Origin of the sequence: Algoriphagus boseongensis (assembly GCF_004362805.1) — a bacterium.
Taxonomy (GTDB): Bacteria; Bacteroidota; Bacteroidia; order Cytophagales; family Cyclobacteriaceae; genus Algoriphagus; species Algoriphagus boseongensis.
In genome coordinates this window covers 467,047-487,196 of record NZ_SNYF01000007.1, presented here as the reverse complement: position 1 = coordinate 487,196, position 20,150 = coordinate 467,047, and the positions used below count along the sequence as shown (strand labels likewise).

Genomic DNA, 20,150 nt, shown 5'->3' with positions numbered 1-20,150 from the left:
GAAAAAGAAGGCGTATTTAACGGTCCTTTAAATTCCAAAAAATCATCTCCACATGTGGAATTCCATCCTCGTCGTATTCCTCTCCTGCCACTTCAAAACCCAATCTTGAATAAAAATCAAGCGCATAGACCTGTGCACCCAAGCGGATAGGCCCCTTACCAAAAAATTGATGGCAATACGTGATAGACAATTCCATCAACACTTTACCCAGTCCTGTTCCTCTTACGCTCTGTGCTGTAATCACTCTTCCAATGGCCGTCTCGGAATAAGAAAGTCCCGGAGGAACCAATCTGCTGTACCCAACCAACTCACCTTCTTTGTAAAGCATCAAATGATAGCATTTCTGGTCTTTATCGTCTTGGTCCAGAAAGACACAGTTTTGCTCCACGACAAATACCTCACTTCGCAATTTTAGCAAAGCATACAGTTCATCGAGGCTGAGCTCATAAAATGATTTAACTGTATGGGTGAGAATCATAAGGGGTAAGCAGCTTGGTTGAAAAAACGAATATGCAATAGATACCGCCTAAATTCAAGGAAAAATTGACTGATTTGGGCTTGGTTTGATTTTGAGCTATTTTAAGAACAGTATAACTTCTAAATCAAGTTTGGAATGGACTAATTTCAAACCACTTTTGAATTTCATGAAGAAAAAAGTCCTCCTGCTGATCATATATCTGGCTTTTATAAGCTTAGGTTTACCCGATTCCTTATTGGGGGCTGCTTGGCCGGAAATGTATCCCGAACTAAAGGTACCTATCGCCTATGCAGGGATCATTTCCATGATTGTAGCAGCAGGAACAGTCATTTCCAGTCTTTTCAGTACCAAACTGATAGAGCGATTTGGGGTAGCTGTGGTGACTACAGTCAGTGTTTTGTTTACTGCTTTGGCCATTATTGGTTTTGCCTATTCCAATAACATCATCTACTTATTTCTTTTGGCAATTCCATTGGGTTTGGGTTCAGGCTGTGTGGATGCTGCGCTGAATAATTATGTAGCCCTTCATTATAAAGCCAGCCATATGAATTGGCTTCATTGTTTCTGGGGTGTGGGAGCAGCCATTGGCCCAGTAATCATGTCGAGCTATTTTGCCCGGGGGGAATCTTGGTCTTCAGGGTATCTCACGGTTGGATGGATTCAGTTGGGTTTGGTAGCCATTCTTTTATTTTCCATTCCGCTTTGGGTAAAAAGAAATCCATCCTCAAGTAATTCAGATGGGCCATCCAAAAAATCATCTTACCGCGAAATTTTGAAAATCCCAGGAATCCGTCAGGCCTTGATCGTATTTTTCTGCTACTGCACCATTGAAGCCACCTTTGGACTTTGGGGAGCTAGTTATCTGGTATTGATCAGAGAATTTAAGCCTCAGGATGCGGCCAAGTTGGTTTCCTTCTATTACGGAGGAATCACCATCGGCAGATTTCTTTCAGGATTTCTGACCACGCGATTTACCAATCAGCAATTGGTTTATGGAGGTCAGGGGGTTTTGATTCTTGGATTGATTACCCTTTCCCTACCCTTTCAAATAACTTTGCTTCCTGCGTTTTTATTGATTGGATTAGGTTGCGCTCCCATTTTCCCCAGTCTTTTGCATGAGACTCCAAGGAATTTTGGGGAGAAAAATTCTCAGGCAATCATGGGCTTACAGATGGCAAGTGCTTATGTTGGGATAACAATCATGCCCTTGATTTTCGGAGAATTGGCAGTTTACCTGACTTATTCCTCCCTTTTCTGGTTTTTAGGAATTATACTGATGGTGAAGATTTTGCTTACCGTGGATTTAAATCGGGTGGTTAAGAAAAACAGAATCCCGACCTCCAATTAGGAAACCGGGATTCATTTATTTAGGCACTTTTAATAAGCAGTCCAACCTCCATCAGCAGTCAGCACTTCCCCATTCACAAAAGAGGAATCGTCAGAAGCCAGAAATAAAGCTGCTTTTGCAATTTCCTCAGGCTCACCCATTCTTGGCATGGAACCTGCACCAGAACTACACAAAGCAGCACCTTCCTCATCTGGCTTAGCGTCTTTCATGATGTTGGTATTGACTCCCCCTGGCGCAATTACATTGCTTCGGATTCCTTTTTTCGCATACATGAATCCAATGTTTTTACTCATCCCCACAAGCGCATGCTTGGAGGTAGTATAGGCTAATCCAGCCCTCGCTCCATTGATACCCCCAACAGAAGCGATGTGAATCATCACTCCTTTTCCCTGCTTGAGCATCTGGGAAATAGCTTCTCGGGAGGCATAAAAAGGGCCGTTGAGGTTGACAGCAAGGACCTTGTTCCAGAGAGCATCACTGACTTTTTCCAAAGGCATGAAGTTGTCCATGATGCCAGCATTATTGACCAAAATATCCAAGGCACCAAATTCAATGACTGCGGCATGGATCATTTTTTTGACTTGTTCCTCATCCGAAACATCACATTTCAAGCCAATGGCATGACCTCCTTTGGCACGGATTCCCTCAGCCACGATTTCTGCATCCGCACCTACTTGATCGACCACAATGACTTTGGCTCCTTCTTGAGCAAAAAGCTCAGCAATGGCTTTTCCCATTCCGGAGGCAGCTCCGGTCACAACTGCGATTTTATTTTCCAGTTTTTTCATTGGTTTTAGATTTAGTTTTGGCTTCCGCCTGATTCATATTTTCTATTCCCTTGAGCAATGCGTCTGCATTGAAAGATATGCTGTCAATTCCCTCAGCGATAAGAAACTTGGCAAAAGCAGGATTATCACTCGGTGCTTGTCCGCACAAGCCAATCTTCTTCCCTGCTGCCTTGGCCTCTCGGATTACCTGAGAAATCATCCATTTGACTGCGGGATTATTCTCGTCAAAAATCTCACTGAGGATCTCAGAATCCCGGTCAACTCCCAGTGTTAACTGAGTGAGGTCATTGGAGCCAATGGAAAACCCATCGAAAATCTTGGCAAATTCCTTGGCCAAAATCACATTGGATGGAATTTCTGCCATGACATAGATTTCCAGTCCATTTTTACCTTGAACCAATCCCAGCTTTTTCATCAAGGTGATCACCTTTTTCCCCTCCTCAGGAGTCCGGCAAAAAGGAATCATTACTTTCAGATTTTCCAGACCCATATCTTCTCTCACACGTTTCACAGCCTGACATTCCAGTTCGAATCCTTCTCGATACCGCTCATGATCATAGCGGGAAGCGCCTCTGAAACCAAGCATTGGATTTTCTTCTTGGGCCTCAAACTGATGTCCTCCCAGCAAATTGGCGTATTCGTTGGTTTTGAAATCACTCATTCTAAGGATCACTTCCTTGGGATAAAAAGCTGCAGCTATGGTGGAAATAGCTTGGGAAAGTTTGTCCACAAAGTATTCCTGCTTGTCCTTATACCCCCAGCAAAGGGACTTGATTTTGGATTTTTCCTTTTTGTTTTTCAGTTGGTCAAAATGAACCAAGGCCATAGGATGAATCCGAATGGAACTATTGACCACAAACTCCATCCGCATCAAACCGACGCCTTGATTTGGAAAAAAGGAAAGATTGAAGGCTTTTTCCGGATCGGCCAGGATAAACATAGGATGGGTTTTGGGCATTCGAAGTCCGTGAAAATTATGCTCAATGGTCTTCCACTCTAGCTTACCCCGATAGATTTTTCCCATCTTCCCGGAGGAAGTATCTAGTGTTATTTCGTCACCATTTTTCAGTACATCCAAGGCATCTTCCGCACCCACAATCGCCAAGGCTCCCATTTCTCTGGCTACGATAGCTGCATGGCTAGTTCGCCCACCTTTCGTGGTGATGATAGCAGCTGCCTTTTTCATGATGGGATCCCAGTCCGGATTGGTGATCTCTGTCAAAAGAATTTCCCCTTCCTTTAGCTTTGAAGCTTCGGTAGGAGATTTCAGAATTTTCACATTGCCTGATGTAATCCCTGATCCAATGGCATAACCTGTACTTACTACTTTACCTTTTTCAGTCAGAATAAACTCCTTAAGCCTATACGGATCTTTCTCAAAATGAACGGTCTCAGGTCGGGCCTGAACAATAAAAAGTTCACCTGTTTTTCCGTCTTTAGCCCATTCTATATCCATTGGAAGACCATAATGCTTCTCGATTTGGACAGACCATTTACCCAAAGTCTCCACTTCTTCATCATTCAGAACCAGTTCTTTTTGCTTTTTCTTAGGGGTATCCAAATTTAGTGTTCCACCCTTTTTGGAATAAACCATGGTCTTTGTTTTGGAACCTGCTTTTTTGGAAATGATGGCCCTTTTCCCTTTTTCTAGGGAAGGTTTAAAGACTAAAAACTCATCCGGAATTACCGCTCCCTGAACGATATTTTCTCCCAATCCCCAGCATCCAGTAATCAAAACTGCCTGCTGAAAACCAGATTCCGGATCAATGGAAAAGCAAACTCCACTTGAAGCCAAATCGGCCCTGACCATTCGCTGAACCCCAACCGAAAGGGCTATTTCATGTTTGTCGTAGCCTTTGTCGTGCCTGTATTTGATAGCTCGACCATTGTACAAGGAGGCAAAGCAGGACTTAACTGCCTTCAAAAGATTGGCCGTTCCCCGGATATTAAGAAAAGACTCATGCAGCCCTGCAAAACTTGCCCCTGGCAAATCCTCTGCTGTTGCGCTACTTCGAACGGCAACATCTACTTCTTGCCCCTTTTTACCCTTGATCTCCTGATAATGCTGGATGATTTCCTGAGTCAAGACTTCAGGCAACTGGCCCTTGAGGATAAGAGATTTGATTTTCGAAGAAACCTGGGAAAGGTTGGAGAAACTCTCCAAATCAAGTTTTTTCAATTCATCCTGAATGGATTCCTTGATTTTGTTTTCTTCTAAAAAAAGTCGAAAAGCGGTCGCTGTAATTGCAAATCCATTGGGAATTCGAATTCCCAATGGATTGAGCTTTTGGTACATTTCGCCAAGGGACGCATTTTTACCACCCACTTTGGGTACATCCTCAATTCCTATTTTTTCGAAGGGAATAATCAAAGCTTCCATGGCATTTTGGGTTGGTTAGAATTTCAATGATTCAAGTTAGGCAATTGATCACGGCACTTTCATGACTGGAAAGAGAGGATTTCCTGATTATTATCAGGTAAAAAATTCAGGAATTATTGAACTCCTTGTAGCAATGTCAAACCCATCTTCGTCAATAGATTTGATTGTTCATTTTTATAAATTCCAAACCCTTTGATCATGAAAACTAAATCCACGCTACTTCCTTTCCTTTTGGTTTTGTTTTTTCTGGGACTGTTTTCCTCCTGTCAGGATGAAATCACGACGACTTACACCTATAGGACCATGATGCCGGTTTACCTGGAAATGAGTGATGTCAGAGCCCGTTTGATCACGACGGAACCAGCTCAGCCCTTAGACAATCCGGGTAAAATCTACATTTATGGGGATTACCTTTTTGTCAATGAACCTACCAAAGGCATTCATATTTTGGACAATACCAAACCTTCCAATCCCATCAATTTGAGGTTTATACCTATCGAGGGAAATGTGGATTTGGCAGTGAACAACAATATTCTTTATGCAGATAACTACGTGGATCTTCTGGCATTTGACCTGAGCAACATGGGTGATATCCGCCTGATCAAGCGGGTAGAGAATGTCTTTACCCATCTCTATCGGCACGATACAGGTCAGATTATCACCTTTAAAGATTCCGTGGTGGTGACGGATGGAAATGGATGGAGAGGTGAAGGCTGGCTGATGCGCTCAGATATGAGTTTCGCCGCTAATTTTTCTGCAGCTGCAAAAAGCTATGGCACAGGTGGCTCCATGGCGAGATTTACCTTGATGAATGACCACTTGTATGCTGTAGATGAATCCACAATGAGAGTTTTTGACGTCACCAAAGCCGAGGATCCCAAATTCGTCAAACCAGTGGATTTGGGTTGGGGAATCGAGACTATTTTTCCTTTCCAAAATAAACTGTTCATCGGTTCCAATCGGGGCATGCATATTTATGATGCCTCCACTCCTAGCTCACCTACCAGAATGTCGGTATTTGAGCATGTCATGGCCTGTGACCCTGTGGTGGTCAATGAAGACCATGCATTCGTGACACTCCGAACAGGAAATACCTGCTGGAATGGAATCAATGAGCTTCAAGTCGTGGACATTAAAAACCCTTATCAACCCAAGTTGAAGAAAGCCTACCCTATGCTCAATCCTCATGGTCTGGGTTTGGCGGGAGATTTTCTTTATGTAGCTGAGGGGCAGCATGGCCTAAAAAGCTTTAATGTAAGTGATGTGATGGCCATCGATAAAAACCAACTTGAGTTTTTGACCTCCATGAAATCTGTTGACCTAATCCCAGGGCCAAAGTCCTTGATCGTGATCGGGCCAGATGGGGTTTGTCAATACGATTACTCCAAACCTAATCAACTGAAAAAATTGAGCTGCATCCAGGTGACCAATCCAGTAATTATCAATTGATCTTTGAGCCATGAAGTTTAGATTCATCTATCTTTTCATCGGCCTTTATTTTTCCTGTGTCAAGGGCTTGGCACAGGAAAAACTCTATTTCAGCCAGACAGAACTGGGTTTTCTATATGGACGAGGAATGGAAAATTGGGAAGGAAAGCGTGAGGAAAGAATGGATTTCACTTTTCAGACTTTTCACGGAGCACGGTTCACGCCAAAGCAGGTTATTGGTTTTTCGGTGGGACTAGATCAATATCAAGATATTTCTTTGCTGCCTATCGCCTTGGGCTATCGGGGTTTTATTGGAAAAGAAGGGAAACCACAGATTTTTGGAGGCTTGGATTTAGGCGGAGGATCAGCTGTTTTGGAGAAAAAGCAAGAAGACGAATGGAGTAAAAGTTGGTACGAAGGAGGAATTATGTTTAGTCCCATGGCTGGATTTAAACTTCCGTCTAGAAAAGGCAAAACTGCACTTTCATTTACTTTCGCTTACAAAAGACAGGAATTTTCGTATTTCCAGGGGTATTTCGAACGGGGAAATGTCAGGCCTTTTACGACCTCCCTTTTACCTCCTGGATATAATTCAGTCACTGAAACAGCTTTCTTATACCACAGCTTTGTGTTCAGGATGGGGTTGATGTTTTGATAGGATTTAGTATCCAATCAAATCAAATAAACCGCTTGATAGTCCAGACAATAATCGCAAACAGAAAGATGAGAATGGAAATCTTATTGATTCCATGCATCATTCTTAGGTTGAAATTAGAAGGTTTGTTTGGGTCAGGCTTTTGAAATACTCTCAGGAAGTAATTGCCCACCTCACCTAATTTGAAGAACTCCTGAACTTTATTTTTTTCTGACATGATTCATTTTTTTTATTTACGATTGACGAAGTACGATTTACGGCCTTTATGGAAAACTCAGCCCTGATCCCTCACTTTAAACTCTTCACTTTAAACTTCAACCTTCCAACTCCGCTTACCGGTCATCCTACATCAGTTATCAGACAAAACATTTAAATCGTCTCCGGCTCAATCCACATCCCGTCTTCACGGATGATTTCGATGAGTTCGTCGACTGCTTTTTCTGAAGGTACAGAGCGTTTGACTACTTCTTTTCCTTTGTAAAGTGTGATTTTACCTTTTCCAGAACCCACATAGCCATAATCGGCATCTGCCATCTCACCTGGGCCATTTACGATACAACCCATGATTCCGATTTTCACCCCTTTAAGATGATCAGTACGCTTTCGGATCATAGCAGTGGTTTCTTGTAAGTCAAACAAGGTTCGGCCGCAAGAAGGACAGGAAATGTATTCCGTTTTAGACATTCGGGTACGGGCTGCCTGAAGCACACCAAAGCTCACTGAATTGTGAAGCTTGATTTGATCCAAAACTTCCTGACGGGAATGCTCGGCTTCTTTTTCCAAGGAAATGAAAATCCCATCTCCCAAGCCATCAACCAATAATCCTCCCACATCAGTGGCAGCATAAAGCATGGTCATATCCGCAGTCTGATCAGGATAACTCACTTTGACAACAACCGGAATAGTGGATTTCGCTTCCAAAAGACTCACAAAAGCTCGCCTCAGTGCTGGCATGCTATGCGTGTTGTTGGTCTTTAGGATAAAAACAGTATCCGTTCTGTCTTGAATTGCAGGAATAGTTTCTTCGATTTCTGTATCCAAAACTTCCAGGAAGTTGATCTCAGAATGAAATCTTGAAGCCTTTTTATATTCATCCAAGTGGAATAAAGGAAACTTATTCACCTGATCAGGAGCCTGATTCCAAATAGCAAAGTCTTGGATTTCTTTCATCCCATTGGGTAGCATGAAAGGAATCGGATTTGATCCGGAATAGACAAAATCACATCCGATATCATTCATTTTCCACTTGTCCAATTCAGGCAAATAGAAATGACCAACCGCCTTCATTTCCCGATCGGAGATCTTTTCAACCTTGGAAATGTCTGTAATAACTCGAGGTACATTATGACCTCCGAAATTGTAAATCTCAGCCACATGCCTCTTGTTGTGTTCAAAAGGGGTAATCGGATAATTCGCGATTTCCCGGATTGGAGCATGCGCAGCACGATGGGTATAGCGATCAATTAAGGCTCTTGCAACTGGGGCCTCAAACTCAGGATCCTCTGTCAATGAAACTCGAACAGTATCGCCCAAACCATCTTCTAACAAAGTCCCAATTCCTACTGCAGATTTGATTCGGCCATCTTCCGCCTCACCAGCTTCAGTGACTCCCAAGTGCAAAGGATAAGGCTTAAATCCTCCTTCATTGAGCTTCTGAACCAAAAGTCTATAGGCTTGAACCATGACTTGGGTATTGGAAGACTTCATGGAAATCACGATGTCGAAGAATTTTTCATCTTCGCAAATTCTCAGGAATTCCAAAGCCGATTCCACCATCCCAAGCGGAGTATCTCCATAGCGGCTCATAATCCTGTCTGAAAGGGAACCGTGATTGGTTCCGATTCGCATGGCAGTTCCGTTTTCCTTGCAGATTTTCACCAAAGGCAAGAATCGATCTCTGATCCTTTCCAGCTCTTCGGCATAGCTGGCATCGGTATAGTCTATGACCTCAAATTTCTTTTTGTCCGCATAGTTTCCTGGATTGATTCGGACTTTCTCCACGATTTTGGCAGCAAGCTCAGCTGCATTAGGAGTAAAGTGAATATCGGCAACCAAAGGAGTTTGGTAGCCTCTTTTGCGAAGCTCGGCTTTGATATTTCTTAGATTTTCCGCTTCCTTGAGAGAAGGTGCTGTGATTCTAATCAATTCGCAGCCGGATTCAATCATTCGGATGCATTGCTCCACCGAACCTTTGGTATCCATGGTGTCCACGGTTGTCATGGACTGAACCACAATTGGATTTTCTCCTCCGATTATCACATCCCCCACGCGGACAGGTATGGTTTTTCTTCGGGAATAGCTAGTCAGGCTATCGCAATACAGGGAATCAAGAGATTTGATCAGGGAATCCATAGCTTAAATATCTCCAAGTTGGGGGCGGATAATTACTTCTTCAACAACGGTTTGAGGGGAAAGGTTATAAGCGCCCCACACGCTTTCTGCTACATCATCGGCACGCATGAATCTCTCCTCAGGAAGACCAGATTCAGCCCAGCTGTCTGTAAAAGTCGCTCCAGGTAGAATTGAGGTTACTTTAATGTCAAAAGGCTTGAGCTCTTCTCTAAGGCATTTGGTCATGCCCAACATAGCCCATTTTGAAACAGCATAACTTCCTCCATTGGGATAGGCTGTCAATCCAGCGATGGAACCCATGGAGAAAATATGCCCTGACTTGCGTGCTATCATATCATTGACAAATGCTCTGGTCAAGTGATAGGCTGAAAAGAGATTGGTCTGAAGGATAAATTCAAAGTTCCCCTCTGGCTCATTATGCAAAGCTCCGGGAAGGAAAATCCCTGTATTATTTACCAAAACATCCGGTATGCCTTTAGCTTTTACCATTTCTGCGAAGGATTGAACTTCCTCTTTTTTGGACAAATCAGCCACCTCAGCTATGACTGTAATCCCCGGATGATTTTCCTCCAAATGGGCTTTCAGGTTTGCAAGATCATGGGCATTTCTTGCGCAGGTAAAGACATCAAATCCTTCCTTGGCAAAGCGCTCGACGATGGCTCTTCCGATTCCTTTGGTACCTCCTGTGACCAAGATACTTTTTGGCATTTGATTAGTAGTTTAATAGTTAGTATGACAACTAACTAGAGAGAGCAAAGTTACATTTTTTTTCAAAAGAGCGCTGATACTTGCATTCTTCCGATATGAACCACGCGGTCAAGACCTTCGGAATTTCTCCCTTCATAAACCAAATTAAGTTGAAGGCCCTCTCCTATCTTTTGAAGCCAGTTTAAAGTCCAAGTGATATTGGTTCCCGGAGTCAATGCCTGAAGCATTTCATAACCCACTGGAGAATTGACTTGACCATTGTAGTCAATCTGAATCAACTTAAGATTTCCCGTCAAGGTAGTTTTAATGGCTTTGGCATAGCGTACATCCATACCGATTTGGTGAAGAAGTGATTTCTCTTCAAACTCTACATTTTCAATATTTTCCTTTCCAGTAAATGAGTAAGTCCCTGTTATCCTAAAATATGGATTGGGCTGCCATGCCAATTCGGGACCGAGGGTAAATTGATCCAGAGTATAATTTCGGTTCTCTAAAAAATCTGATGCAGAGACTCTTTTCCCAATAGCTCCTAGAAGTCTCAGCGTTGTGGAAGAATTAAAATTATATCGGTTATTCAATCTCCAATCCTGTTGGATTTGATCTTCGGATCCTCCGGATAAAAGCTGCTTCAACTGAGAATCAAAAAGGGAAAGGTCAAACCCATAAACTGCAGAAGCACGGTTGAAAAAGAAGCTGGTTCGGATGATTTGTCGAAGAGAAAGAATTTGATCTCGATCGATCCCCCCGATAAATGGATTGATTCTATCTCCGAATTCATCCGAGGTCACTTTCTTTTCCACACTCAAACTGGAGGTATTGGAAAACTTATGCATAAAGGCTTTCAATCCACCACTCTGTTTCCACGAATCAGGAAATCTAGCCTGAATCCTGTAATTCAATAGCGTTGTGTATGCCTGAACATAGGTATCGGTGGGGACAAAGATCTTGATGTAAAGCTTTTCCTCGGGATTTATGGCCAGATAAAACTCATTGAGCTGTTGAATTCCATCTCCGTTGTCATCTCTCCAAGTATGCGTTCCGTCTCCATTTGGGGCAGGAAGGAAAATAAATTCCCGTTGGAGTTCCTGTCCATTGCCTATGGCGTAACTGATTTCATTTCGGATCAGATTTTTACCCAAAGCCCCAGAATAGTCCACCTTACTCAGCAAGGTTAATTCCTGAGGTAATTCCCGCTGAAGATATTCCAACTCCCGGTAGGTGAATGTTCCGGTAAGGTTGTGATTTTGCCATTGTTTTCTCAGGGAAAAATTGGAAGTAAAGGCTTGGGTATTATCCAAAAGATTTCCGGAGATCGGAAGTCGGTCTCTTCTCCAAGCCGCATCTGCCACAAAGGAAAAATTTAGGGTATCATTGCTTTTCAGATAAACCAGATGCTCTTTGAAATTCATCGCCGTGCTGATTACCGAGTCATTTTTGGAGTTTCTGACTTCGTTTTGATCTAGGGAAAACTGATATCCCGGAACAAAAATTTTGGATTGATAACTCACATTACCCAAATATCTCAGCCATTGATTAGCTAGAGTATCCTTGTCGGAATTCAGGGAAAAGAAGTCCTGAGTGATCCGAAATCTTTTTCCCAACTCTGTATTCCAAGTAGCCGCATGCTGGGTTCCTGTTAGCTTTTCTGCTCGATTCCGAAGGTAAAGTCGGTATTGAAACCTATTGCTGGCATCTTTTTCCAAAGCCACTTGAGTCCAAAATAGTCGCTCTGCAGCCGCTTTTTGTAAATCCTCCACATTCAATCCCCAATCCCGATCAAATTCAATGTATCTAAATCGATCAATGAAATTGAAATTGGTGGAATTGTACTCGAATTCAGTTTGTCCTTTGAATCGATAACCTTTTAGCCAACCCACCTCTCGGTTTTCTGACTGTATTCCCAGCTTCCAGCCTAAACCTTGATTATCCTCATTATCCAATTCAGAAAACAGGTTTTTATCTCGGGAAGAAAGCGCCAATTCTGTGTAGACTTTTTCGTGCTCCCCGAGTTTGATTCTTGTGCCTCCAGTCAACATTCTTTTAGAGTCGGGAGCTGGAAGTTGGGTCAAAATCGAGTAATCCCCCTGGCTTTGCCCATTGATTTTTGGCACATATTCAAAAACAGTCCCATTGGCTAATTGTCTGCTTTTTTTGTAATCCCCGAGTCCAGCCCCGACCTGAGAAAAAGACAAGGCAAAGTGGGCCTTTTCAGGGTCGGTGGAGTACCTGTAGAATACCAAAAGATTTCCTTGATTATCCACCTCGGATATTTTTTCATATAAAATCCGGGTTGGATCAAAGGCAATTGAGTCAATTCTTGGGATAGTGGCATTTTGGGTTTGATCGCCTACTGAGGCTAATAAGACCAATTCTTCCTGAGTAAAATCCGTGAAGAGCGGTCGGTTTCTATTGTCCTTTTCTTGATAGTAATTGAGATAAAAATCCACCTTCCCATTAGTTTGGAGGTGATTGGCTCCCAAAATCAAGCGGGAATAATTTCGCTCCGCATATTCAAAATCCACTCGTACCCGGGAATATTGAGTGATCAGGACTTTGGGAGTAAAGGTGATTTCTGCCTGATTGTAGTCAATCACATAATCTGCATTGAAGCCCCGCTGAAGCTGTTTTCCATCCAAAAAGACCCGTTCCGAATTAGCCATGATGATGACAAACTTTTCACCTTGAGGGCCATTAAGTCGGTAAGGACCCAAAACTCCTTCCAAAATGGGAACTTGAATAGAAGCAAATTTCCCCTTGGCCACTGAAGCAAACCCTTGCGTACTTGCTTCCCAGCCATTCTTCACTTTATATTTCGTCGTGAGTTGAAGTCCCTGAACGTTTTTGTAGTACCTGAGAAATTCCGATTGCCGCTGCTGCAAGACCACATCCCCTGCTGCCAAACTGAAGTCATCATTATACAATTCAATTAACACATTGTCGAAATCCTGTATTTGCTGGGTATTTCCTTCCGGCTGAAAAGGAACATTCTGATCGGTAATGCTCGCCCGGATCTTTAGATTTTCTCCAATCTCCCCATCCAACTGAAGACTCAGAGCAGAATTGACAAAGACATTTTGGGTATTCCCAAAAGAAACCCCTCTAGTAAGACTTCCGGTTTTATAAAGATTTGTACTGGGAAAAAGCTCCTCTCGAATGTCAAAATCAGGAAGTTTCTGGACTCTGGTATCCTTAAAAATCGCCGTAGAATCATAATCCGCCAAAAGTGTTCTCCGAGCAAAGGTGCGATCCAATCGTACGCCCAAAGTTTGATAGCAAACCTGAACTGAGTCGGGCTTTCCCCCTTCTTCAAAAAGGACCTGAAGAGATTTGTTGGCAGAATAATACGTAAATGGATAGAAGATTCCGTTTTTGTCCTTTACTCGGATGCTTTCTTCGATAGCTATCAAAGAATCTAAGTAAAAGGCTTTCTCAACTTCGGCTGAAGGAAACCATCGGCATTTTTCCTGAGCTTGGCTTTCCCAAGCCAAAACAAAAAATGAAATCAGGAAAAAAAACCTAAGGCGCATTTTGGACTTTGCTTTTTATTCTAAGGTACTAAAAAGCATAAACTATTCGGCCAGAGGAAATGTGAGATAGAATGTGGTCCCTTTTCCTACTTCGGTTTCAAACCAGATTTTCCCGCCAGCAGTCTCTACTCCACTTTTTGCGATTGCCAATCCCAAACCTGAGCCTTGGGATTTGGTACTGAAGTTTGGAATAAAAATCTTGTCTCGTAATTCAGGAGGAATTCCTTTGCCATTATCCGTAATTTCCAAGAAAACCGCTTGCTCAGTCATCCATAACCAAACCCGGATATGGGGCTTATGATCCGGCTCCACAGCCTGAATTCCATTAATGATCAGATTGGCAATGACTCTTCCGAAAAGCTTATCATCTCCCATAATTGCAATCTCATCCGTATACGAATCATCCTGAAATTCCAGGTTAACCCTTCTATCGTTTTGGAAAAGCTCCAGAACTTTTAGCACAACTGCCTTGTAGTTCATGCGCTCGTTTTTCGGCAAAGGCATCTTAGCAAAGGTGGAAAATGAGGAAGCAATTCCGCTCAATGCATCTACCTGGTGAATTAGGGTTTCCAGGGATTTTTTGAGCTTTTCTTTATCCTCCAATTTACCCTCGTGCTCCAAGCGAATAAGATGCTGTAAAGTCAATTTCATCGGAGTAAGTGGGTTCTTGATCTCATGCGCCACTTGCTTTGCCATTTCCCTCCATGCAGACTCCTTTTCTGTGGAAGCTAAGACCTTCTTACTGGCTTCCAACTTATACAACATGTTGTTGTATTCATTGACCAAAAGCCCAATTTCATCCTTTGCAGCCCAATACATGGGTTCGTTGTTTTCCAAATTAGTTGCCTTGAGCTTTTGAGTCAGGATTTTGAAAGGCAAGGTCAGGTTCCTCGACACAAAGCTGGACACAATCAAAAACAGGATGAAAATGACAACAAAGGCATTGAAAATATTACTCAGGACATCTGAAATCAAAGAATTCAATTCCGTCTCCGATTCAAAAAACGGAACAGCCAAAATCCCTGAAATAGATTGATCGAGTTGGGATGGAATTCCTAAGTAAACGGTCTGATACCTCAGTTTTCCTATTTGCTCCTGAAGTAATAATTCGATTTGATTTTGCTCCATAATCCCAGCCATAGCGACTGGATTGATCAATTGGGACAAGATCTTTTTATCAAAAATATTTGGCCGGTTGGTGGATTCAAGAACTCCATCCGGGGTATAAAAAAGAATATCACTGGCAACGGTATTCGCAAGGGAGTTGATTTCTTCATTCAACAAATCCCTGTCCACACTGGCTGGATTCTGATTATTGAGCAGGCTTCCCAAATTAAAGCGAATCAAATTGGCCTTTTCAACATACTGCCTGTTCAGATCATCCTTGTAGCTACCTGTCAACAAGCCGATGGTGATTATAGAAATGATTATGATCGGGAAAAAGAAGGCAAAGTTCAGGTAAAGCTGAAGCTTGGTGGAATAGTTGAATTCAAAATTCTTATATCCTTTGAAAAAGGTATTTAGTAGAATTGCCAAGAAGGTCAGGAAGACGAAAGCCACGAAGAACAAAGAAATATTCCCAAAAAACTGAGCAACCGTCCAGGTTGGGGAAGAAATGATGATGACCTCTTCACCATTTTTTATCCCAAAGTGGTGATAGCCTTGACTGGTTACTCCAGACTCAAAAAGCTGATCTCGAGTAAGGTTTTTGAGGAATGTGGCTTGGGAATAATTGAAAACACCGGCGCTACGCAAAAGCTCTCCCTCCCGAAATACGGCATAGGGATAAGTTATTGGTTCAAGCTTCTCAGCATATTTTCTATCTAGGAGCAATTTTGGATAAACACTACCCGGCTGGATTCTCAATTGATTGAGCTCCAAGAAAACAGTTCCAAGAAGATTATCCTCTTTAACGATAGGAACAAAGCCAACCATTTTATTCGCTCCAGTCTCCCTTCCCCTGATAAAATATAGGTCCCTAACACCAGTGGCATAATCACTTTTGATAAACTCCTTTTGCAAAGTCGGCAATTCTACTCTTTCCAAAGGACCGAGGACTTGCTGACCCGAAGGAGAGAAAATCCGGATGACCACTTCAAACTGATCGAAGTAATTATCCAGATAAATCTTTCTGATTTTGGTTTCCACCGGATCCTTTGAAAGAAGAGGATCGGCTAACCGGTTTTGAACAAAGAGATCATTTTTCAGCCTGCCGAAAATATCACCCAAGAAAAACTCGGTCATGACATCATTTTCGATCAAGTTTTGCGTGGCAAATCGGGTCTTGGACTGGACCAAACGCTCTCTTTCTGTCTGGAAGGTACTGACACCCATAATTCCAGCCAGTAAAAGTCCAGCATAGAAAAAGGTCAAAAAGGTGTCCAGTCCCAAGCGAAAGACATTTCTGTAGAGCTCATACTTCACCACCGAAAGGATAAAAACCACATGGATGATCCATGCAATCCCCAACCAGAAAGAATAGAAAAACAAGCCTATGGCTATAATTCCACCCAGAGCTGGAATCCATCGGTAGTAAAAGTCCTTACTTCCTTTGGCTTGAAGAAGCAGGCTAAATGAAGTCAGTGTCAGTAGCGAATAAACAGCAGCCCAAAGAAAGAGAATCAAAAAGCTTATTCCCTTAAACCAATCAAAAGAAGGGATAGATCGAATGTCCAAGACCCATTGAGAATTGAAAATCAAATCTCTTGGGAGAAACCATACCAGAAAGAAAAATCCACTACTGACTAGGAATACAATACCTAGGGCATTTCGGAGACTGATTTTGTTCACGATCCTTTCAGCCTTTTGGATAGTAGGTTTGGAAGCCAATTCGTAAATAACCAATCCCAAAAGAAATACCAAACCTAAAGTATTGATCAGCAAGTCTCCCAAGCTGGGATTGATCCAAGAGGAGGCATAATTCAGAGGATTAAAAAGAGAAGATTCCAGATATCCACCCGGAAAATCCAAACCCACCATTAAAAGCCGGATTACTACAAACAATAAGGCCCCATATCCTATCGCCTGCCAGCGATGTCCTTTCTTCCATTTTTTCCTGAGAAAATCAAAGCTGATTAAAAAGTAAAGCAATGAAATGGAACAAATAAAAATTAGCAGAGCCGTATTGGAAACCCTACTTACGGGCTGATATCCCAAAAGAAAATTTATCCCAAAAATCGGCTTACCACTTTTGGCTATGACTTGAAAATTTGCTTCTGCAGGATCGGAATAGAGTTGAAATCGATCATTCCCGAAAATATCAGGATTAGGCCCAGTCTTCAGGTAATCATTTTCAATTGATCCTGGCCAAATCAGTCTAAAGGCATGTACCAGGAAATACTCATTGGAGTTTCTTTTGACCTTTCTGGTTTTGATCAGGAAAGTCCCAAAAGGATCTTCAAGAATCTGATATTCTTTGGAAAAATCGATTGAGGAAAAGTTGAGATTAACCGTGAAATCAGACCAGAAAAGTAGATTTTTTTCCAGATCCAAAAGAAACATGGGATACTGGTGATCGGGATTGCTGATTTGGGTGAAAGTGACCGGATCCTCAGGCCGCACATTCATCAAGACATTAATAAAGTCGGCATCGAATTGCTCATCTATTTTTTGGACTTTTTGCTGAATCGCCTCCAAATACTTATCCTCCTCACTTTTCTGAAAAACAAAAAAATTCAGAATCAGGACCAGAAGGAAGGAAACAATACTCAGCAGAATTAAAAGACTTCGGGAGGGAATGCTCATTTGATCTAAAAATAAAAAAGCAAAGTCTGGTATCAAACTTTGCTTTCAATCACTTATCGAATTGACAGTTTAGCTTTCCGTTTTTTTGCTGAGCGGTACCAGAAATAACCCACAATTGCTGCCATCAAATACGGCATGACAAATAGATACAGAATCCCATTGTTCAATCCTGCCCCGATAGTCGTATCTCCGTTGCTCACGTTATTTTCTACCGAAGCTCTACACATGGCGCATTGAGCCCAAGACGAAACCTGTACGCCAAAGAATAAAACCAGCAGAAGAATTGATTTGAGTTTCATGACTTAGAGGTTTTGAGATGATTAATGGGTGTAATAAGGGGCAATCATCAGGTAAACGATTACGCCGGTTACCGATACATACAACCAGATCGGATAAGCAAATTTAACCACTTTTCTGTGTTTTGCTCGCTGATCGGTGTAACCATAGTAATAAGCGAATAAGATCGGGAACAAAGCCACCGCAGCAAAGATGATATGGGTAATCAACAGAAAATAATAAATAGGCCTAATGATTCCTTCTCCACCGAAACTTGTACTTTCTGCTGCACTGTGATAAATCACATACGAAACAAGAAATATGGCTCCCAAAACAAAGGCAACAGTCATAGTCGCACCGTGAAGAGCGTATTTTTTGTTTTTAACAAATACTAAAGCCAAAATCAAAGCAAGTGACGCAGCTGAATTAATGACTGCATTCAAATGTGGGAGAAAATAAACCCAATCACCCAAGGCTGTAATTTTTGCAGGCATAAATAGCAAAACCGCTACTGCAATGGGAATAGCTACGGAAATTCCAACTATCCAACCCTTCACTTTTCCTTCTTCTTGAAGGACTCCTTCATTACTTTTTTCCATGCAACAAGACTTTTGTTTCCAACATTAATAAATCAACATCTTCACGATTTGTTCCGCTATAATAGCCCCTAATTCTCCCTAACTCATCAATTAGCATGAATTTATCGGTGTGAACAAAGTCATCTGGAACACCATTTCCATCTATAGTTGGGATAACAAATCCGCATCGGGCAAGTTGATACGTTTCCTCCTTTGGTCCCGAGAGAAAATGCCATTTCCCGGGAATCGCATTATGCCGATCTGCATACTCTTTTAAAATCTCAGGAGTATCATATTCCGGGTCAATACTGATGGACATAATTTGCACCTGATCCTCATCTCTGAACATATCATTTACCCGTTCCATCTCTTTGGACATGATCGGACAGATAGATGGACAGGAAGTAAAGAAAAAGTCAACAATGGTAATTTTTCCTTCCATTTGGCTTCTGCCTACAGATTTCCCTTCCTGATTGACAAAGGAAAATTCGGGAATGTAATGTTGGGTGGTATCAGTGGCTGGACATTCCTGAAAGGGATTATCTACGCCGTTTTGGAAATAGATGGGTAAATCGTATTCATTTTTTCCAAATCCTCTGAGAAACATGAAAATCAGAACTGGAATCAATAGAATACAAACCAGGACAAGACCTTGGAGAATTCTTAAACTTCGCATAATAGCCTAGTAACAAAAAAGCGGGTTGAAGTGATTCACCCCAACCCACTTTTTTTATCAAATTGAATGGATTTTTACCAACGCAACATGAAAATATCAGTTCCTTCTTTGGCGAGAGCAATCAGCAACCAAACCAAGAAGATCAAAGGAACGATGATAGAATAGAACAAAGGCTTCACTTCGTCGCCCAAGTGCATAAATTCCATCATGATGTATTTTGCTTTCCACACAGTTAGAATGATAAACAGTGCGTAAAGAATCAGGCCTCTTGGAAGAGTGAATGCCATGATAAATTCAACTACCGTGATCGCCAAAAGGATTCCGGCGGTTTTCCAGATTTTCTTTACTTTCTCCTCGTTTCTAGGCTCAACTTGGAGAGTTGATTTATTTTCTTGGATTTCCATATTTCAAAATTTTTGAACGCTTAGATCAAGTAGAACAAAGTAAACACAAATACCCAAACTAGGTCAACAAAGTGCCAGTAGAGTCCGATCTTTTCGATCATTTCATAATGGCCTCTTTTGTCATATACTCCAACAGCCGCCTGATAGAAGGCTAAGAAGAGAAGTACCACACCAATGGTTACGTGGAATCCATGGAAACCAGTAATGAAGAAGAACAATTGTGCGAACGCAGGCGGTCCATATTCATTTACGACCAAATTGGCTCCAAATACGGTTTCTGTTACATTTTGGCCGATAGAGTTAATATAGGTCAAAACAGATCCGCCTTCAGTTCCATGGATGAAGTGATTCCATTCCCAAGCTTGGCAACTCAAGAAAGTAATACCTCCAAGCATAGTCCAAAGCATCCACTTAACTACATCTCCTCTATCATTTCTGTGACCAGCTTCTACTGCCAATACCATGGTTACGGAACTGGAGATCAAAACAAAGGTCATGATACCTACGAAAATTAGAGGAGCGTGAATTCCGTGAAGGAATGGAACAGCCTCAAACACCAATTCAGGAACTGGCCAGTATTCATTAGATCCTGTGAAAGAATCCAAAGACCCTGCATAAGCTGGGTAACTAACTCTAATCGCCAAATAGGTGATCAAAAACGCAGTGAAAGTGAAAATGTCGGAGAGCAGGAAAAACCACATCATGAGTTTTCCATAGCTAGCTTTCAGGGGTTCGTTACCTCCACCCCAAACGCCTCTTTTCGAGCTTACTCCTATAGCAGTAGAATGCGCAGACATAAATTATTGAT

At 42.0% G+C, this 20,150-nt stretch carries 16 protein-coding genes; 3 read left to right on the top strand and 13 right to left on the bottom strand.

Going from position 1 to position 20,150, the window contains the following annotated elements; all coding sequences use genetic code 11:
* Nucleotides 1–16 precede the first annotated feature (16 nt).
* Nucleotides 17–478: a GNAT family N-acetyltransferase gene (locus tag DFQ04_RS13530; RefSeq protein ID WP_133556708.1), complete on the bottom strand. Its 462-nt coding sequence runs from the start codon at nucleotides 476–478 to the stop codon at nucleotides 17–19.
* A 166-nt stretch (nucleotides 479–644) separates the two neighbouring features.
* Between DFQ04_RS13530 and DFQ04_RS13525 the strand changes: the two genes are divergently transcribed.
* The gene (locus DFQ04_RS13525) at nucleotides 645–1,826 is read left to right on the top strand and encodes an MFS transporter (RefSeq protein WP_133556706.1); all 1,182 of its coding nucleotides are present in this window, start codon (nucleotides 645–647) and stop codon (nucleotides 1,824–1,826) included.
* A gap of 29 nt (nucleotides 1,827–1,855) precedes the next feature.
* Here DFQ04_RS13525 and DFQ04_RS13520 read toward each other — a convergent pair whose 3' ends face one another.
* On the bottom strand, nucleotides 1,856–2,614 hold the full coding sequence (locus tag DFQ04_RS13520) for a glucose 1-dehydrogenase (RefSeq protein ID WP_133556704.1): 759 nt from the start codon (nucleotides 2,612–2,614) through the stop codon (nucleotides 1,856–1,858).
* Complete coding sequence (gene ppsA, locus DFQ04_RS13515; RefSeq protein ID WP_133556702.1) at nucleotides 2,595–4,994, bottom strand: phosphoenolpyruvate synthase; 2,400 nt, start codon at nucleotides 4,992–4,994, stop codon at nucleotides 2,595–2,597. The genes DFQ04_RS13520 and ppsA overlap by 20 nt, the downstream gene beginning before the upstream one ends.
* 198 nt (nucleotides 4,995–5,192) lie before the next feature.
* On the opposite strand from ppsA, the gene DFQ04_RS13510 reads away from it, so the two are divergent.
* Entirely contained in the window at nucleotides 5,193–6,443 is a 1,251-nt protein-coding gene (locus tag DFQ04_RS13510; protein ID WP_133556700.1) for an LVIVD repeat-containing protein, read from the top strand.
* Between the two features lie 10 nt (nucleotides 6,444–6,453).
* The gene (locus DFQ04_RS13505) at nucleotides 6,454–7,077 is read left to right on the top strand and encodes a hypothetical protein (protein ID WP_133556698.1); all 624 of its coding nucleotides are present in this window, start codon (nucleotides 6,454–6,456) and stop codon (nucleotides 7,075–7,077) included.
* 22 nt (nucleotides 7,078–7,099) lie between these two features.
* Here DFQ04_RS13505 and DFQ04_RS13500 read toward each other — a convergent pair whose 3' ends face one another.
* The 10 genes from DFQ04_RS13500 to DFQ04_RS13455 all read right to left on the bottom strand — a co-directional run bounded on the left by DFQ04_RS13500 (nucleotide 7,100) and on the right by DFQ04_RS13455 (nucleotide 20,139).
* Nucleotides 7,100–7,294 (bottom strand): DUF6728 family protein, encoded by a 195-nt coding sequence (locus tag DFQ04_RS13500; RefSeq protein ID WP_133556696.1) that lies wholly within the window; start codon nucleotides 7,292–7,294, stop codon nucleotides 7,100–7,102.
* A 152-nt stretch (nucleotides 7,295–7,446) separates the two neighbouring features.
* Complete coding sequence (ispG, locus tag DFQ04_RS13495; RefSeq protein WP_133556694.1) at nucleotides 7,447–9,429, bottom strand: (E)-4-hydroxy-3-methylbut-2-enyl-diphosphate synthase; 1,983 nt, start codon at nucleotides 9,427–9,429, stop codon at nucleotides 7,447–7,449.
* Nucleotides 9,430–9,432: 3 nt separating this feature from the next.
* Complete coding sequence (locus DFQ04_RS13490; RefSeq protein ID WP_133556692.1) at nucleotides 9,433–10,137, bottom strand: SDR family oxidoreductase; 705 nt, start codon at nucleotides 10,135–10,137, stop codon at nucleotides 9,433–9,435.
* 62 nt (nucleotides 10,138–10,199) lie between these two features.
* Complete coding sequence (locus DFQ04_RS13485; protein ID WP_133556690.1) at nucleotides 10,200–13,664, bottom strand: hypothetical protein; 3,465 nt, start codon at nucleotides 13,662–13,664, stop codon at nucleotides 10,200–10,202.
* Nucleotides 13,665–13,706: 42 nt separating this feature from the next.
* A complete protein-coding gene (locus DFQ04_RS13480; protein WP_133556689.1) occupies nucleotides 13,707–17,408 on the bottom strand; it encodes an ATP-binding protein in 3,702 nt (1,233 codons plus the stop codon).
* 53 nt (nucleotides 17,409–17,461) lie between these two features.
* Nucleotides 17,462–17,707, bottom strand: a complete 246-nt coding sequence (locus tag DFQ04_RS13475) for a hypothetical protein (protein WP_133556687.1) — start codon at nucleotides 17,705–17,707, stop codon at nucleotides 17,462–17,464.
* A gap of 21 nt (nucleotides 17,708–17,728) precedes the next feature.
* Nucleotides 17,729–18,283, bottom strand: a complete 555-nt coding sequence (locus tag DFQ04_RS13470; protein ID WP_133556686.1) for a DUF420 domain-containing protein — start codon at nucleotides 18,281–18,283, stop codon at nucleotides 17,729–17,731.
* Nucleotides 18,270–18,938, bottom strand: coding sequence for an SCO family protein (locus DFQ04_RS13465; RefSeq protein WP_133556684.1), 669 nt, complete (start codon nucleotides 18,936–18,938; stop codon nucleotides 18,270–18,272). Before DFQ04_RS13465 ends, DFQ04_RS13470 begins: the two co-directional genes overlap by 14 nt.
* 74 nt (nucleotides 18,939–19,012) lie before the next feature.
* Nucleotides 19,013–19,342: a cytochrome C oxidase subunit IV family protein gene (locus tag DFQ04_RS13460; RefSeq protein ID WP_133556682.1), complete on the bottom strand. Its 330-nt coding sequence runs from the start codon at nucleotides 19,340–19,342 to the stop codon at nucleotides 19,013–19,015.
* 20 nt (nucleotides 19,343–19,362) lie between these two features.
* Nucleotides 19,363–20,139 carry a cytochrome c oxidase subunit 3 gene (locus DFQ04_RS13455; protein ID WP_133556681.1) on the bottom strand — a complete coding sequence of 259 codons (777 nt, stop codon included), beginning with the start codon at nucleotides 20,137–20,139 and terminating at the stop codon, nucleotides 19,363–19,365.
* Between the last annotated feature and the right edge of the window lie 11 nt (nucleotides 20,140–20,150).